Origin of the sequence: Prochlorococcus marinus XMU1402, from assembly GCF_017696205.1 — a bacterium.
Lineage (GTDB): Bacteria > Cyanobacteriota > Cyanobacteriia > PCC-6307 > Cyanobiaceae > Prochlorococcus_A > Prochlorococcus_A marinus_AC.
In genome coordinates, this window is sequence record NZ_JAAORD010000002.1 from 577,523 (window position 1) to 595,170 (window position 17,648).

Annotated in this window: 16 protein-coding genes; 8 read left to right on the top strand and 8 right to left on the bottom strand. The window is 32.1% G+C overall.

What is annotated here, in order from left to right; translation table 11 throughout:
• Window positions 1–92: 92 nt before the first annotated feature.
• The 4 genes from gcvP to HA141_RS09390 are packed head-to-tail and all read right to left on the bottom strand — an operon-like array spanning window position 93 to window position 5,449.
• Window positions 93–3,002 (bottom strand): aminomethyl-transferring glycine dehydrogenase, encoded by a 2,910-nt coding sequence (gcvP, locus tag HA141_RS09375; RefSeq protein WP_209119091.1) that lies wholly within the window; start codon window positions 3,000–3,002, stop codon window positions 93–95.
• A gap of 45 nt (window positions 3,003–3,047) precedes the next feature.
• Window positions 3,048–3,437 carry a glycine cleavage system protein GcvH gene (gene gcvH, locus HA141_RS09380; protein WP_209119094.1) on the bottom strand — a complete coding sequence of 130 codons (390 nt, stop codon included), beginning with the start codon at window positions 3,435–3,437 and terminating at the stop codon, window positions 3,048–3,050.
• A gap of 2 nt (window positions 3,438–3,439) precedes the next feature.
• Complete coding sequence (locus tag HA141_RS09385) at window positions 3,440–4,732, bottom strand: aminotransferase class I/II-fold pyridoxal phosphate-dependent enzyme (RefSeq protein ID WP_209119096.1); 1,293 nt, start codon at window positions 4,730–4,732, stop codon at window positions 3,440–3,442.
• A gap of 18 nt (window positions 4,733–4,750) precedes the next feature.
• The gene (locus HA141_RS09390) at window positions 4,751–5,449 is read right to left on the bottom strand and encodes a hypothetical protein (protein WP_209119098.1); all 699 of its coding nucleotides are present in this window, start codon (window positions 5,447–5,449) and stop codon (window positions 4,751–4,753) included.
• Between the two features lie 75 nt (window positions 5,450–5,524).
• On the opposite strand from HA141_RS09390, the gene HA141_RS09395 reads away from it, so the two are divergent.
• Genes HA141_RS09395 through HA141_RS09415 form a run of 5 tightly spaced genes read left to right on the top strand, consistent with a single transcriptional unit; the run spans window position 5,525 to window position 10,984 of the window.
• Window positions 5,525–6,463, top strand: a complete 939-nt coding sequence (locus tag HA141_RS09395) for an acyl-CoA desaturase (protein WP_209119100.1) — start codon at window positions 5,525–5,527, stop codon at window positions 6,461–6,463.
• A 20-nt stretch (window positions 6,464–6,483) separates the two neighbouring features.
• Window positions 6,484–6,939 carry a 50S ribosomal protein L9 gene (gene rplI, locus HA141_RS09400; RefSeq protein ID WP_209119102.1) on the top strand — a complete coding sequence of 152 codons (456 nt, stop codon included), beginning with the start codon at window positions 6,484–6,486 and terminating at the stop codon, window positions 6,937–6,939.
• 58 nt (window positions 6,940–6,997) lie between these two features.
• Window positions 6,998–8,380: a replicative DNA helicase gene (gene dnaB / locus HA141_RS09405; RefSeq protein ID WP_209119104.1), complete on the top strand. Its 1,383-nt coding sequence runs from the start codon at window positions 6,998–7,000 to the stop codon at window positions 8,378–8,380.
• Between the two features lie 12 nt (window positions 8,381–8,392).
• Window positions 8,393–10,360: a tRNA uridine-5-carboxymethylaminomethyl(34) synthesis enzyme MnmG gene (gene mnmG / locus HA141_RS09410; protein ID WP_209119106.1), complete on the top strand. Its 1,968-nt coding sequence runs from the start codon at window positions 8,393–8,395 to the stop codon at window positions 10,358–10,360.
• A 48-nt stretch (window positions 10,361–10,408) separates the two neighbouring features.
• Complete coding sequence (locus HA141_RS09415) at window positions 10,409–10,984, top strand: chorismate lyase (RefSeq protein WP_209119240.1); 576 nt, start codon at window positions 10,409–10,411, stop codon at window positions 10,982–10,984.
• Here HA141_RS09415 and HA141_RS09420 read toward each other — a convergent pair.
• The gene (locus tag HA141_RS09420) at window positions 10,964–11,527 is read right to left on the bottom strand and encodes an RNA helicase (RefSeq protein ID WP_209119108.1); all 564 of its coding nucleotides are present in this window, start codon (window positions 11,525–11,527) and stop codon (window positions 10,964–10,966) included. The genes HA141_RS09415 and HA141_RS09420 overlap by 21 nt on opposite strands.
• An 83-nt stretch (window positions 11,528–11,610) precedes the next feature.
• Complete coding sequence (locus HA141_RS09425; protein ID WP_209119111.1) at window positions 11,611–12,138, bottom strand: SprT family zinc-dependent metalloprotease; 528 nt, start codon at window positions 12,136–12,138, stop codon at window positions 11,611–11,613.
• An 85-nt stretch (window positions 12,139–12,223) separates the two neighbouring features.
• On the opposite strand from HA141_RS09425, the gene HA141_RS09430 reads away from it, so the two are divergent.
• The 3 genes from HA141_RS09430 to HA141_RS09440 all read left to right on the top strand — a co-directional run bounded on the left by HA141_RS09430 (window position 12,224) and on the right by HA141_RS09440 (window position 14,248).
• On the top strand, window positions 12,224–12,643 hold the full coding sequence (locus HA141_RS09430) for a hypothetical protein (protein WP_209119113.1): 420 nt from the start codon (window positions 12,224–12,226) through the stop codon (window positions 12,641–12,643).
• Between the two features lie 22 nt (window positions 12,644–12,665).
• Window positions 12,666–13,979, top strand: a complete 1,314-nt coding sequence (locus tag HA141_RS09435; RefSeq protein ID WP_209119115.1) for an ATP-dependent DNA ligase — start codon at window positions 12,666–12,668, stop codon at window positions 13,977–13,979.
• A gap of 116 nt (window positions 13,980–14,095) precedes the next feature.
• Window positions 14,096–14,248, top strand: coding sequence for a hypothetical protein (locus HA141_RS09440; RefSeq protein ID WP_011377315.1), 153 nt, complete (start codon window positions 14,096–14,098; stop codon window positions 14,246–14,248).
• A 4-nt stretch (window positions 14,249–14,252) separates the two neighbouring features.
• Here the strand turns inward: HA141_RS09440 and HA141_RS09445 are convergent, their stop codons facing one another.
• Both HA141_RS09445 and HA141_RS09450 read right to left on the bottom strand, forming a co-directional pair.
• On the bottom strand, window positions 14,253–14,849 hold the full coding sequence (locus HA141_RS09445) for a TVP38/TMEM64 family protein (protein ID WP_209119118.1): 597 nt from the start codon (window positions 14,847–14,849) through the stop codon (window positions 14,253–14,255).
• A 2-nt stretch (window positions 14,850–14,851) separates the two neighbouring features.
• Complete coding sequence (locus HA141_RS09450) at window positions 14,852–17,608, bottom strand: valine--tRNA ligase (protein WP_209119120.1); 2,757 nt, start codon at window positions 17,606–17,608, stop codon at window positions 14,852–14,854.
• Window positions 17,609–17,648: the final 40 nt, after the last annotated feature.

Here is a 17,648-nt window from a genome sequence, read left to right on the forward strand (position 1 = left end):
TTTAATAAAAAAATTTAAAAAAATTCTATAAGAAAATATTAAATTTTTATTCTCACTGATAATAACTTAGTAAATATAAGAACGCTAGTCCTTTAAGCACATTTTTTTTCTTCGAAAGTCTCGCCTTGATTTACATTACAAGAACAAATTAAATTGCGATCGCCATATGCATTATTGATCCTAGAAACTGAAGACCAAAACTTAATAGAAGTTGGAGTTTTATAAGGAAAAGAAGCTTTTTCTTTTGAATAAGGATAATGCCAATTATCAGCAATTAACTCTTTCAGCGTATGAGGAGCGTTACTTATTACATTATTATTCTTTAATGCAACATTTTTTTCTATTTCGCTGATTTCTTCTCCAATCAATAGCATAGCCTCGCAAAATCTATCCAATTCAACCAAACTTTCACTTTCAGTAGGCTCTATCATTATCGTCTCTGGAACAGGCCAACTTATAGTTGGGGCATGAAAACTATAATCTATTAATCGTTTAGCTAAATCATTCACACTCAAACCAGTTTTGGATTTTAAATCCCTAAAATCTAAAATACATTCATGTGCGACAAAATTATTTTTTCCTTTATAAAGAATCTTGAATTTATGCTTTAAAGAATGCGCAATATAATTTGCAGATAAAATTGCATGCGCAGTTGCTTTCCTTAAACCACTAAGACCAGCCATTTTTATATACATCCAACTTATTGGAAGAATACTTGCACTCCCATGCTTGGCAGAAGATACGTAATTGGAACTAATAGATAAATTATTATCCATTAAAGAATGAGTAGGAAGAAATGGGCTTAAAGTTTCTGATGCAGCAACTGGACCTACTCCTGGACCACCACCTCCATGTGGAATGCAGAATGTTTTATGTAAATTCAAATGACAAACATCAACACCATAATTCCCCGGCTTACATAATCCAACCTGAGCGTTCAAATTTGCTCCATCTAAATAGACAAATCCTCCCACAGAGTGAATTAAATCACATATCTTTCTGATCTGTAATTCAAAAACTCCATGAGTAGAGGGATAAGTCAACATAAGAGCCCCTATTTGGTTATCAAATTTATTGACCTTGATTGACAAATCTTGAAAATCAATATTTCCTTCTTCATCACATTCAACAGTTAACACGTCAAAACCAGCCATAACTGCACTAGCAGGATTTGTTCCATGAGCACTTTTTGGAATTAAACATTTTTTTCTTAACAGTTCACCTTTTGATTCAAAATAAGAATTTATTGCCAATAAACCTGCAAACTCTCCTTGAGATCCTGCATTTGGTTGAAAAGAAACTGATTTTAAACCAACAATCTCACTAATCCATTTTTCTAGGTCAGAAATAATTTTTGAATAGCCTTTAGTTTGACAAGGTGGGGAAAAAGGATGAATGGAAGATAAATTAGCCCAAGAGACTGGATTTAACTCTGCTGCAGAATTTAACTTCATGGTACAGCTTCCCAATGGGATCATCCCATCTACCAGAGAAAAATCTTTTTCTGCAAGTCGGAATATATATCTCATTAATTCAGTTTCACTTTGGTAATTTGTGAATATATCTTGCTGCATCCATGCACCGGATCTCAACGCTAAACTTTCAAGATGAAATTCTTTATCGTATTTTATATGCTCTAAATCTTCTTCTTTTTCTATAAGGTTTGATATGAAAGACAAAATATCTTTTATTTCTTTTTCATTACTAAGCTCATCTAAAGAGATCCCAAAGCCAGTTGAATTTTCAATAGTTGATCCCAAGGGCAAAATTCTTAAGTTATAGCCATTTTTTAATGCTTCATTATGGATCCTCTGGGAGTGCTCAGAATAAACATCAACACTATCAAATCTAATCCCATCAGGAATATCAAAACCTAAAGCAGCTAAACTTGATTCTAAATTTATTCTCAACTCAACTAATCTCTTAGCAATTTGCGTTAATCCAGAAGGTCCATGATAAATAGCATAAAAAGAAGAAATTATGGCTAACAAAGATTGAGCAGTACAAATATTACTAGTGGCCTTTTCCCTTCTAATATGTTGCTCTCTTGTTTGCAATGCTAGTCTTAGTGACTTTTCTCCATTTTTAGATAGAGTTTGCCCAACTATTCTTCCGGGTATCAGCCTTTTATATTTTTCGCTACAGGCAAAATATGCTGCATGGGGGCCACCAAAACCCATTGGAACTCCAAATCTTTGCATACTCCCCACTGCTACATCAACACCAAATTCAGAAATTGGTTTAATCAAAACTTGTGCTAGTGGATCAATACATGACGTAACAATAATTTCTGATCTATGTGCTTGGGATATTAAGAATGTAGGATCATATAATTGACCATTTTTACCGGGTAATTGCAACAACATTCCAAAAACATCATCATGCTTAGGAAGGTTGCTTTGAGTAAAGCGTTTTAAGGATATTCCCAAAGGTTTTGCTCTGGTTTGTAGAACATTAAAAGTATGATCAAAAACATTTGACTCCACTAAGTACACATTTGAAGATTTATTTTTTCTTGCGGAAAAACTCATGGCCATGGCTTCTGCTGCAGCAGTACCCTCATCCAATAAAGATGCATTAGCGACAGGGAATCCTGTTAGTTCACAAACAATAGTCTGAAAATTAAATAGAGCTTCTAATCTTCCTTGTGCAATTTCTGCTTGATATGGAGTATAAGACGTGTACCACCTTGGATTTTCAAGAACATGTCTTTGGATTACTTTAGGCATATGATTGTCGTAATAACCTAGGCCTATAAGTGATCTCATTTTAGTATTTTTATTCGCAATCTCTTCTAATTCGTTTAAAGCCTCAATTTCTGAACAACCTTGGGGTAATATTTCTGAAAATTTATCTTTAAGCTGAATATCTTTCGGAATAACTTGATTTATAAATTGATCAATATTATTAAAACCAAGCTTGTTCAGCATAATTCTTTCATCATTATCTCCTAACCCAAGATGCCTATCTATAAACAAATCAGACCCAAATTTGGATGTCATATTAAAATATTTTTCTTTAAAATAGCTCTTTTTAAAAAGTTTGCCTTATTTTGGTACAACCTTTGATTGATATTCCTCAGAAGTCATCAAATCAGCAATTGATGTTTTTGATTTTGGTTTCAAAATGACTAACCAACCGTCTCCAATCGGATCATTCTGTAAAAGCTCAGGATTCTCAATAACACTTTCATTTACAGATACTATTTCCCCTGAAAAAGGCAGATAGACTTCCTCTACGGCCTTCACTGATTCTATTGTTCCAAAAGTCTCGCCTTTCTCTAAAGTCGCCCCTTCATCAGCTAGTTCAACAAAAACAATATCTCCTAATTGATCTATAGCAAATTCACTAACTCCAATTTTTAATAATCCATTTTCTTCCAAGACATATTCATGAGTATCAGCATAGTTGAGGTTGTCTGGAAACTTGTAAGACATGATTAAGTAGATAAAGGAGGTAGAGAATCCTTTGAAATTAATTTTTCCTCTAATAATTCAGATAATAATCGAATTAATGCAATTTTGATGTGAGCTATGTTAGAACCACCTTGAACAAAAATATTGTAAGGATCTCTTAAAGGGGCATCAGCAGAAAATTCACTTGTACTACCTTCAATAAAGGTACCTCCTGCCATTAATAATTTTGAATCATATCCATCCATTGATGATGGAACAACATTCAGAAAAGAATCTACTGGTGAAGAATTTTGAAAAGATTGACAAACTTTTTGAACCAAATCAGGATTATTCAATCTTACTGACTGAATAAGATCAGATCTATAAGTTGCTGGCTCTGGTAAAACCTTAAATCCCAAATTTTTAAAGACTGCTGCAACCATATCAGCACCTTTTAGTGATTCGTGAACAATTTGTGGTGCCAAAAACAAACCCTGCAAAATTAATCTTCCTAGTCCAAAATTTATTCCTGCAGAAGAGCCAATGCCTGGTGAGGTTAATCTAGAACATGCCATCTCAACCAACTCTGCATCACCTGCAACGTAACCACCAGTAGGAACGATTGTTCCTCCCAAATTTTTAATCAATGATCCAGCAATTACATTTGCCCCTTTAGAAATTGGTTCACTATCTTCAACAAGCTCCCCATAACAGTTATCAACAAAACATATACAATTAGGATCGAGAGAATGAATAAGACTACAAATTTTCTCTATTTGATGATTCGTAAGAGACTTTCTCCAACTATATCCACAACTTTTTTGTATGAATACTAATTTGTATGAATTTTCTTCAAAAGAATGAACAATTTTTTCTTCAAAAGAATCAAAATTATCGCAGATATTTATTTGCTTATATTCAATGTCAAAATCTTTAAGTGAGCCTTTTCCTCCTCCCCTTATTCCAATGACTTCTTCTAACGTGTCATATGGTTGTCCTGTAAGAGATAACATTACATCTCCAGGTCGAAGAATTCCAAATAAGACAGAACTTATTGCGTGCGTTCCACTTACAAATTGCATCCTCACAGCAGCCTTTTCAGCAAGAAACAATCTTGCAAAAACCGCATCAATTTTTTCTCTAGATATATCATCATGACCACTACCAGAAGATTGATTGAAATGACTAGTAGAAACTTTTTCTTCCTTAAAAATTGTCAAAATATTTTCTAATTTCTGGAAAACCTGATTGGACCTTTCTTGGAAAACTTTATTTAAACTCTCTTCGACAGAAAGAACCGCGTTTTCAGCCAGTTTTAAGTTATCGTCAAGAGTCATTTATTATGAAAATTCATGTTATTTTTCAGAAGCTAAATTTCTTAATTCTGCAAGGAAAGCATTAGGTCCCCTTCCCTGAAAATAAGAAAGTTTTTTTGAAGCCTCATATAAATCAAGAAGTTCTCCATCTAATTCTTCTGCCGTATAATCTCTAATTCCTGCAATTACCTCAGCAAACCGTTCTCTACGGGCAGATTTATTGACAACATAGGCATCCATTACCTGCATTTTACATGATCTCCAAGCTTTATTCTGACAAAAATGCACAGAAAGAGCATCACTTAAAGCAGAAGCTTCTTCATCTTCTATGTACCAGTCAAAAGATGAAGGTAAAGGTTTTAATCCTGAAAATATCTCGAATAACTCCCCGGCCGACAATGGATTACCAAAATCATTTTTTAGGGGTAATGCAGACTCTTCCAAAGATTTCCATAACTCTGGGTAATCACTTTCAAAACGATCCCTGATTTTTTCAATACCTTGATCAAGAATCGTATTAACTTGAGCTAAAGCAAGAAAAACTTCAGGACCTGGCGAAGATAACTTCCCATTCCTAAGATTAGAAATTTGCGAATTATGAACTCTACCTAAATCAAGAACTTCTGAAAGTAATGGCAATACTCTGTGGGACCAACCATTTCTTTCATGCCAGAGGTGTATCAAGTGAGCCATAGCCCTCCGACCTCTAGATAATTTATCGCGATATCCTAGACTCACAGATAATTAAACTTATCAATAGTATAGTATGATAATATTACATATCGGTAATTTTGAAAATAGTATTTCAATATCATGAATTCAGTAATTTTCCAAGAAACAGCAAAATTAAAAAAACCCGTTCCAGCTGAAAAAGTTATAGAACTCTCAGAAAAATTACTGGAACCTTCCACACATTCAAAAAGATATCCTCCAAGACTACATAAAACATGGGGAACAATTATTTTTATGGTTGCAATTCATATTCTTTCTCTTGTAGCTATACAACCAAAATTTTGGAGTCTACCTGCAGTCACTTCATTATTATTTTTTTACTGGGTAACTGCTTGTTTAGGAGTCACCCTTGGATATCACAGATTATTATCACACAGATCGTTCATTGTACCAAGATGGTTAGAAAGATTTTTTGCTACCTGTGGCGCAATAAGTTGCCAGCATGGACCAATAGATTGGGTAGGTTTACATAGGCATCACCACTCTTTTTCAGATACTGAAGTAGATCATCACAATAGTAAAAAGGGATTTTGGTGGAGTCATATGGGTTGGATGTTTAAAGACGTAGAAGCACTAAAAGCTGTTCCAAAACTAAGTGCAGATTTAATCAAGGATCCATACTATAGATTTTTAAATAAATATTTTTTACTCCTACAAATTCCTATTGGACTATCATTGTATGCAATAGGTGAAGAATTAGGAGTTGGAGGATGGGCTCTAGTCCTTTGGGGAATTCCATTGAGGCTTGTGGTTGTTTATCATATAACTTGGTTAGTCAACTCCGCGACGCATTGTTGGGGTAAAGCACCATTTGAAAGTGGTGATTCATCTAAAAACAATGCATGGGTTGCTGCATTAACTTTTGGAGAAGGCTGGCATAATAACCATCATGCATTTCCCAATTCGGCAAAACAAGGATTATTTAAAGGTCAGATAGACATAACATGGGAACATATTAAGATTCTTGCGAAATTTGGTTTTGCAAAAAAAGTAAAGTTACCCTCTAGGTCTTATTATTAACTATATTGTTCAATATTTTCATGGCTAAAAGAGTACAAGTCGCATTAACTGAATCAATCGCATCACTAGGTAAAGAAGGAGATCTAGTTGATGTAGCACCAGGATATGCAAGAAATTTTCTATTACCTTATGGCAAGGCAATGAATGTAACACCAGCAGTCCTTAAACAAATTGAGAGGAAGAAAGAAAAAGAAAAAATCGCTGCTGATAAATTAAAGCAAGAAGCTTTAGATTTCCAAACTGCATTATCTACAATAGGTAGGTTTACTATCAAAAAACAGGTTGGAGAAGATGGTGTCCTTTTTGGAACGGTTACCAATGGGGATGTTGCCGAAGCGATAGAAGCGGCAACTAAAAAAGAAATTGATAGAAGAAACATTACTGTTCCTGATATTCATAATTTAGGTTCCTTTATTGCAAAAATAAAATTACATCCAGAAGTAAATGCAGAAGTAAATATTGAAGTAACAAGTTAATCAATTTGTTGCATTATTTTGAAAAGTAGCCAGAGTATATATCTAAGCAATTAAAGATATGGTTTCCGTACCTTTTCCAAATAATGGGAAAAATAAAAACTTTAAAAAGGATTTTAATACTGAAAACTCTGGATTAGTACCTCCTCAAAATGTTCAAGCAGAGGAAGCTGTTCTTGGGGGCATACTTCTTGATCCAGACGCGATCGGAAGAATTGCAGACTTAATTAAACCTGAAGCTTTTTATATAAATGCCCATCAAGAGATTTATAAAACAGCATTAATGTTGCATACCCAGGGTAAACCAACTGATTTAACGTCAATGAGTGCTTGGTTAGCAGATAATGGATCACTAGAAAAAATTGGAGGAAACAGCAAACTGGTAGAACTAGTTGAAAATGTTTCCTCTACAGCTTCCATAGAACAAGTTGCTAATTTAATTAACGACAAATTCATGAGAAGGCAACTTATCAGATCTGGGAATGAAGTGGTTCAACTAGGTTTTGATCAAACTCAAGATACTAATGAAGTTCTAGATAAAGCAGAGCAAAAAATATTTGAAATCAGCCAAGAAAAACCTTCAAAAGGCCTGACTCAAGCAGCTGAAATCCTTACAAGTACTTTCAATGAAATAGAGTCAAGATCATTAGGTACTTCAGTAGCTGGTATTCCAGTTAATTTCTACGACCTTGATGGGATGACTCAAGGTTTTCAAAGAAGTGATTTAATAATTGTTGCTGGAAGACCTTCAATGGGGAAAACTTCAATAGTTCTTAATATGGCAAATAATGTTGCACAATCGCAAGATTTACCTGTGTGTGTATTTAGTCTTGAAATGAGTAAAGAACAATTGACATATAGATTGCTCTCTATGGAAGTTGGAATCGAGAGTGGCAGGCTAAGAACAGGAAGATTACAACAAGATGAATGGCCATTACTCGGAGAAGGTATCAATTCATTAGGTCAATTACCAATATTTATAGATGACAAACCTAACTTAAGTGTTTTAGAGATGAGATCTCTGTGCAGAAGATTAATAGCTGAACAAAAAAAAGAACTTGGATTAATTGTGATTGATTACCTGCAGTTGATGGAAGGATCAACCCCTGATAATAGAGTGCAAGAACTTTCTCGGATAACAAGAGGTCTCAAAAGCATGGCCAGAGAATTAAATGTACCAGTAGTAGCTTTATCTCAGCTTAGTAGAGGGGTAGAGTCTAGAACAAATAAGAGACCAATGTTAAGCGATTTAAGAGAATCAGGATCTATTGAACAAGACGCAGATTTAGTATTAATGATTTACAGAGACGAATACTACAATCCAGAGACTGAAGATAAAGGAATTACAGAAATCATTGTCACTAAACATAGAAATGGACCCGTTGGAACTGTTAAATTATTATTTGAACCTCAATTTACGAGATTTAGGAATTTAGCTAATTAAATCGATCCTAAAATGCAATATCAACACTCAACAAATGAATCTTTTGATATCATCGTTATTGGTGGAGGACATGCAGGATGCGAAGCCGCTATAACAACAGCAAAATTAGGATTTTCTACAGCCTTATTTACAATCAATTTAGATAGGATTGCATGGCAACCTTGCAACCCTGCTGTTGGCGGCCCGGCAAAAAGTCAGTTGGTACATGAAGTTGATGCATTAGGTGGAATTATTGGTAAATTAGCTGATGAGACAGCTATACAAAAAAGAATATTAAATGCAAGTAGAGGTCCAGCTGTATGGGCATTAAGAGCTCAGACAGATAAAAGAGAATACTCAAAAAAGATGATTGAAATACTTCAAAATACAGATAATTTATCATTAAAAGAAGCAATGATTACTGAACTAGATATCGGAAAAACTGAAGAAATTGGATTGAACTCAAAAAAAATCGTAAAAAAAAGAATAAAGGGTGTAAGGACTTTCTTTGGTAGTTATTATTCAACAAGATCAGTTATCATCACAGCTGGTACGTTCTTAGAAGGAAGAATATGGATAGGAAATAAATCAATGTCAGCTGGTAGATCGGGCGAACAAGCAGCAAAAGGTCTTACTCAAAATTTACACGAAATTGGTATCAAAACAGAACGTTTAAAAACAGGAACTCCAGCAAGAGTTGATAAAAGAAGTATCATTTTTGATGAATTAGATATTCAACCAAGTACTGCAGCAGATAAATATTTTTCGTTTGATCCAAATATCAAAAATAATATGCCCCAAGTTAGTTGTCATATTACAAGAACAACTACTAAAACACATCAACTAATTCGAGACAATTTACATTTAACTCCCATTTACGGTGGTTTTATTGATAGTAAGGGGCCAAGATATTGTCCATCAATTGAAGATAAAATCGTTAAATTTGCTGATAAAGAATCACATCAAATTTTCTTAGAACCAGAAGGAATTAATACCCCTGAAATTTATGTTCAAGGGTTCTCTACAGGTTTACCTGAAAATATTCAATTAGAACTTCTAAGAACCTTACCTGGATTAAATGAATGTAAAATGTTGCGACCAGCTTATGCTGTCGAGTATGACTATATACCTGCAACACAACTCCAAACATCACTCGAAACGAAAGAAATTGAATATTTATTTAGCGCTGGACAAATTAATGGAACTACTGGGTATGAAGAAGCAGCAGCACAAGGATTAGTAGCAGGAGTCAATGCGACAAGAAAACTAAACAAAAAAGATCCAATAATCTTCACTAGAGAAAGCAGCTATATAGGAACAATGATCAATGATTTAATTACCAAAGATCTCAAAGAACCATATAGAGTTCTTACTAGTAGGAGTGAATACAGGTTAACCCTTAGAGGAGATAATGCAGATAGACGATTAACCCCATTAGGTTATGAAATAGGGCTAATTGATGAGAAAAGATGGTCGGTCTATCAAGAAAAAATGAAACTCCTTGAAGAAGAGAAATTAAGATTAAAAAACACTCGTTTAAAAAACACGGACGAAATATCAAAAAAACTAGAATTAGACACTGGATCAAAAATCAAAGGCTCAACAACTTTGAAAGAACTCTTAAAAAGACCAAACTTTCATTATTCAGATTTAATTAAATATGATTTAACTGAAAAAAATATAGCTTCTTCAATACAAGAAGGGGTTGAAATAGATATCAAATACGAGGGTTATCTTAAAAGACAAAAAAACAACATTGAACAAATAAATCGTCAAAGCTGTAAATCTCTGCCTCAAGAAATTAATTATGAAAAGATAGATACATTATCTTTAGAAGCTAGAGAAAATTTGAATAAGATAAAGCCAAAAAATTTTGGTGATGCTTCAAAAATTCCTGGGGTTAGCAAAGCTGATTTAACTGCTTTACTTGTTTGGCTAAAAATAAGAGAAATAAAGAAAGAAAAAACAAATATTTTTGTCGAAAAAAAGTTATCATCTTAAAAGAAATTCCACAGAGCACTGAATAATAAACTTTTTAACTCACCAAAAATTTTATGGGAAGAAAAAGCCTCTACTTTTTTAGTGAAAAATTCATTACCAAAAATATCCGGTCCATGGAAATTAATGCTGCTTGGGGATGGAAGCCCCACCAGGCATCTACAGCTTTTAACTAATCAAGAGACAAAAATTAAACTAATTTCAATGCAAGTAGATCCTCTATTCATTAAAGAGGGTCCTAAAGAATTAAATCAGTTGAATGGACCTTTAATAAGAAGACAAGTATGGATTAAAAACAATAATAAAAACTTAGCATGGGCTGAAAGTTGGTGGAATGCAGAAGAAGTGAATGAAAATTTAAAAGCTAAAGAGGAACCAATTTGGAAGAATTTGACACAAGATAGATCAGAATTATTTAGAGAAGTTGATCGAATTTCGCTTGTTAATTCAAATTGGCTAGAAGATCAATTTTGTTTTAAAGGCCCATTCTGGTCAAGAAATTATAGATTTTTTCGAGACAAAAAGCCACTAACGATTATTAGAGAAGTATTCAACCCTTATTTAGAAAATTTAATAGGTTATTCAGGAATTAAAGAATTTACGAAATTATACTCTTCTCCTTCTTGATCTAGGAAGATTTCTTGATTTTGATTGACCTCGTTGGTTTAATTCATTTCGTTGAATATCATTTTCTTTTTCTGAAGCTCTTTGCCATCTTTCAACTTTCAAATCCATTTCATCTGGCCAATCTTCATCTTTACTTTTAATACCATAAGGTAATTTTTTTTGATCATTTGTCTGCAAATTTTTTGGTTGCCTTAAAGATATTGCTTCTAAAGGTCTTTTTGAATACGTTTTAGTAGATTCATAAGAATTTGATTCTCTAGTAAATGTCTTAATATCACTGTTATCATCATAAAAGTTATTATCATTCCAATCATCATTTTCTTCATCAAAAAATAAATCCACTTTTTCAGATACCCATCTTCCTACTTTTTTAACACTCTTACTTGTTATTCCTTGAAAATCTGAGTTCCTTCTTTTACCTGGCCTAGAACCAGATACTCCATCAACGAATTGTCTGCCAGTTTCAAAAATTTTATCAACTTGCTTATCAACAATATTTCTATCAAAACTATTTTTAAGATTTCTAATTCTCCTTGAATCCATAAATTATTATGCTTTTTAAAATATAAAGTACATTAAAAAATAAATAATTCCAAATATAGAAACAAAAACACATCTTATTATTTCTAATCAAACAAAATTAAACACTTTTTATTCCATGATCCATTAAAGAAATTTATACAACATTTTTTGCAGGCAATGTTCTTTATTCTTTTTCTATAAAAAAATTTCTCACCACAATTTTTACAAGTTCCTATATATTTTAATTCTCTTCTTTCTATAGGAAATGAGTGCCTTACAGCAATTTGAAAATTCTTCTCTTTCTCATTAATTTCATGCATCTTTTCTAAGAAATTTGGACCATGAATCTCATTTTTCTTTAATATCCTATCTACCCATGCATGAATCATTTCATGACATAACGTACTGTTTATTTCATTAGTGGATAATTTACTCAAGATAGGTTTCGATAAGATAATTTCAGAATCTACAAGACCATTAATTCGTTTTCTTTTATAAAAACCAGCAGTAGTTTTTAATCTATTATCACTCCATTTAACTTTTACTAAAGCTTGATTATTGACCGTTAAAGAATTTGCAAAATATTGACTATTAAATCTATGAAATAAGGGTAAAAGAGGAATTAAAGGCATTATGGATTAAAATTAGTATTATTTTGACAAAAAAAGTCATCAAAAACGATTTCTTTTCTTAAAGTAATAAAAAACTCAAATTAACATGGATGCAACACTAGTTAAAGATATCGGTATTAAAGCATTATTAGTTGGCGGAGCAGTACTAGTTTCTTTTTGGACTTTTAATGCAGTAAAATTAGTTTTAAGCGCTAGAGGAATTAATCCATTAGTAAGAAAGTTTTTTGATCAAATAGCTGCTGGCAGAATTGATGCTGCTTATGGTTTGACTACAAAAACTTATAAAACACATGTTAAACGCCAAGATTTTCTAAAATTTTTAGCTAGTTTAAACCTCAATAAATACAGAAATTTAAAATCAGGAAGACCTAGAGTCCAAGAAGATCAAATCATAATAACTTTGAATTTAAAATCAGAAGACAAACAAGATGAGCTTCCATTAGATTTTACTTTCTCAAAAACTGACAATGATTGGAAAATAGACAGAATATCTAAAGTGAATTAAAAAATTTTGTGAGGCAAAAAAATTGTTTAAAGAAGAAATAATACATCAATTAGAATTACACCCAAGTAGATTAGATAAAGAAAAAATCATTTTAGAAGCAATGGAAGAAGGTCTAGATGATTTTTTTGAAGGTATTCGAATGGCACTTGATCCATTGGTAACTTTTGGTGTAAAAATTGTTCCTGAGAAAGAGACTGAAAAAAGTCAAAATTTTTTATGGGAAGATTTTAGAAAATTAGCCAATAAGCTTATTCAAAGAGAACTTACTGGTCACGCTGCTCGCGATGCAATTCTTACCGCTATGGAATCTGCAACAAAAGAAGAATGGAATGGATTTTATAGACGAGTTTTAATTAAAGATCTTAGATGTGGTGTATCGGAAAAAACAATCAACAAAATAGCAAAGAAATTTCCCAAATATTCCATTCCTATTTTTTCTTGTCCTTTAGCTCATGACAGTGCAAATCATGAAAAAAAAATGATAGGAAAAAAGCAAATTGAAATCAAATTAGATGGTGTACGCGTCTTAACTATTATTAGACAAAACAAAGTAGAAATGTTTTCTCGTAATGGAAAACAATTCCATAATTTTGGTCATATTATCTCCGAAATAGAAAACGTCTTAAAAGATAACCCAGCACCTTATGACTTAGTGCTCGATGGTGAAATAATGAGCGCTAACTTTCAAGATTTAATGAAACAGGTACATAGAAAAGATGGCAAAGAAACCAAAGACGCAGTTCTCCACCTATTTGACTTATGTCCTCTTGAAAACTTTCAAAAAGGGAGCTGGAACACTAGTCAAACAAAAAGAAGTTTATTAGTAAAAGAATGGGTATCAAAATATTCTATGCTTCTAAAACATATACAAACACTTGAATGGGAAAATGTAGATCTCGATACTATTGAGGGACAGAAAAGATTTGTAGATCTGAATAAATCTGCCGTAGAAGGTGGATATGAAGGAGTAATGATTAAAGATCCTGATGCTATGTATGAATGTAAAAGAACACACAGTTGGTTAAAAGCAAAACCTTTCATTGAAGTCACTTTAAAAGTTGTATCGGTTGAGGAAGGTACAGGTCGCAATAAAGGTAGACTGGGAGCAATCCTAGTAGAAGGAAAAGATGATGGGGATGAATACAGTCTTAGCTGCGGAAGCGGATTTAGTGATATCCAAAGAGAAGAATATTGGTCAAAACGTAATCATCTAATTGGTCAACTTGTAGAAATCAGAGCTGATGCTAAAACTAAATCCAAAGATGCAGTAGCTTTTAGTCTTAGGTTTCCAAGATTCAAATGCTTTAGAGGATTTAAAGCTGGAGAAAAAATTTAAATTTTAAAAAATATTATTCAACAAAGGAGTCAATGAAAAATATGATTTTTAATTACAAAACTTAAAATCTTAGCTATAAAATATAAGAATAATTTTCAAGATTTTTTGCAAGACTTATGACAAAGAAAACAGTTTTCAACTACATAAAAACACCCTGTGGACAAGCAAAATATATCGAATTAGAAGCTAACAAAACTTTGCTAGGTAAATTTAGACTTTTGTGGTTTATCTTAATTGCATCTATAAGAGATTGGAATATTAAAGACTAAATTCTTAGGATTTTTCAAAATATTCTTTAGAGTATTTAGCTAAAAAATATACAACTAAAGAAGTTGAAACAACACCAATGATGGTCATATATAAATTATTTGGTGATTGTACATTTTTTAAATCCTGAAGACTTTTTGCCAAACTACCTATAGAGCAATACAGAAAAGTTCCAGGAATTATTCCAATAAGACCAAGAGTGAAATCTTTAAACTTAACATTATTCAAACCATAGAAATAATTAAGAATACTGAAAGGAAAGATCGGCGATAATCTCGCTAAAAAAATTAATTTTAGTCCGCCTTTTTCTACTACTTTTTCCATAACACTTAACTTTGGATAACGGCTAAAAAGATTTTTTAGCTTTTTTGCAAAAAAACTTTTTGATACAAAAAAAGCCACTGATGCTCCTATGGAAGCAGAAATAAAAACGATAATTGATCCTAAATATGAGCCATATAAAAAACCTGATAATAAAGATAACCAAGAAGCTGGAAGTATTAATAAAACAATTAAAATATAAATACAAACAAAGGAAAGAATACCAATTCCAGTATTAAAAAAAAACGACAAATTATAAATATTTTCAAGAAATATATTCATTCTTAACTCAAAAGTTCGAGTTTTTTAGTAATTCTCTCCATTTGTACCAAACCTTCGTTTAATTTAAATCTGCATTCCTCAACAATATCTTTTGGAGCCTTATCAACGAAATTTTTATTAGATAATCTCTTATTTAAATTTTCTAACTCAATATTCACCTTTTTTAAATCCTTGTTTAACCTTTCCTTTAATGCATCTAAATTTACAAAATCATGAAAAGGTAAATAAACCTCTAAATCACTAATTATCCCAGAAAAAGATTTTGCTAAATCTTTTTTATTAACTTCATTATTTTTAAAAATAAGTACTTCAGAAGATTTAGATAAAGTTTGAATATCATCAACTAAAATTTTTAAAAAATAAATTAATTCATCATTATCTGAAATTAAGTAAACAGGAACTTTTTCTGATGGCTTGAGGGCTAATTCAGCTCTCAAATTTCTAATCAATCTAATAATTTCAAAGAGTTTTTGGAAGGAGTTATCAAGCTTATTATCAACAAATTTATTTTCTTGGGTTGGCCACTTTTGAAGAGATAATAACGCTTTATTTGGTTTTAGTTGCAGTGCATGCCAAAGTTCTTCAGTAATATGAGGCATAAAAGGATGAATCATTACCAAAATATCATTGAGGACTTTTATTAAAACTTTTTCAGATATTTGTCTATTTTTATTTTCTTTATTATTAAACCTTTGTTTAGCAAATTCTACATACCAGTCACAAAAATCATTCCATGTAAATTCATATAATAGTTTCGCAGATTCTCCCAATTTATATTCTTTCAACAAAGCAGCGACCTTTATATTGACCTGATTCAATTTAGATAAAATCCACTTATCACATAATTCTAAAGAGGTTTCATCATTCTCATTGAGCGAATAATTATTATTGGAAGTTTTATTAATTAATACAAATTTAGTTGCATTCCATAATTTATTTGCAAAATTTCTTGAAGCTTCAACAGTTGAAGATGTATCTTTTTTCCTATCAAAATCAAGCCGAATATCTTGTCCAGCGCCTGCAACTTCTCGGATTAAAGCGAATCGCAAAGCATCGGAACCATATTTATCAATTAAAAGTATTGGATCAATACCATTACCTGAACTTTTACTCATTTTTTTATTATTTTCATCTCGAACTAGACCATGAATATACACATCCTTGAAAGGAATATTACTCGTGAAAGTATTTCCCATCATTGTCATTCTCGCCACCCAAAAGAAAATAATATCGAAACCAGTAACAAGAACACTATTTGGATACCATTTTTTAAAATCCGGATGATTTGTATTTGGCCAACCAAGGGTTGAAAAAGGCCATAAACCACTTGAAAACCAAGTATCTAATACATCTTTATCACGAACTAATTTAATATTTAATCCAAATTTTTTATTAGCTTTGATTAAGGCGTCTTCTTCATTTCTTGCAACTACAAATGGAGTATTTTGTTCTATTGAGTCTTGAGAATCATTTAAAACGTACCATGCTGGTATTTGGTGACCCCACCATAATTGCCTACTGATACACCAATCATTAATATTCTCTAGCCAATCCTTATAAACTTTTTCCCAGCGTGGAGGAATAAATGATGGTTTTTTAGAATCAATTTCATTAAGACATCCTTGAGATATATTATCCATTTTCAAAAACCATTGTGTTGACAATAAAGGTTCAATTGGCACCTTGCCTCTATCAGAAAAAGGAACAGTATGTTTATACTCTTCTATTTTTGTCAAAAGGCCTAAGTTATCCAATTCTTTGATAATTTTCTTTCTAGCCTCATATCTATCTAAATTTTGAAATTTGCCTGCATTTATATTTAAAGTTCCATCTTTGTTCATTACATTAATCTGTTTTAAATTATGCCTTTTCCCTATTGCAAAATCATTTGGATCGTGGGCTGGAGTAACCTTGACACATCCAGTACCAAAATCTTTATCAACATGTGAGTCAGCGATAACAGGTATTTCTCTATTAACGAAAGGAACTTTTACTTTGGCACCAATAAATTCTTTATATCTATCATCATCAGGATTTACTACGACAGCAGTATCACCCAAAAGAGTTTCTGGTCTTGTTGTTGATATCTCTAAGTACTTATCTAAGTGTTCACCACTTTTAGAAAGTAAAGGGTATTTAAAATACCATAAATGACCATTTACTTCTTGCATTTCAACTTCAAGATCACTAACGGCAGATTGAGATTCAGGACACCAATTAACTAAATATTCACCTCTATAAATTAAATTCTTTTTATAAAGAATATTAAAAGCCTCAACAACTGCCTCATTTAATTTTTGATCCAGAGTAAATCTTTCTCTAGTCCAGTCAACTGAATATCCTATCCTTTTTAATTGAGAAACTATTCTGCCACCACTTTGCTCTTTCCAATTCCATGCTCTTTTAAGAAATTCATCTCTTCCAATATCCTCGCTTGTTTTACCTTCGCTTTTTAATTGTTTTTCAAGAATAGTTTGAACAGCTATTGAAGCATGATCAGTTCCTGGTAAACACAAAACATTCTTCCCTAAAAGTCTTTGAAAACGAACTACAACATCTATCAACGCTGTATTAAATGCATGTCCCATATGCAAAGATCCAGTTACATTTGGCGGCGGTATAACAATACAAAAAGGCTCGCCATCATCCTCAGGTTTAGGACTAAACGCTTTTAAGCTTTCCCATTTTTCTTGCCACTTTTTCTCTACTTCAAAAGGTGAATAATTCTTTAAAGGTAATGGATCATTCCTCTCTGTCATATGTAAATTTTCTTTCTAGAATCTTTTTATTTATTTTATC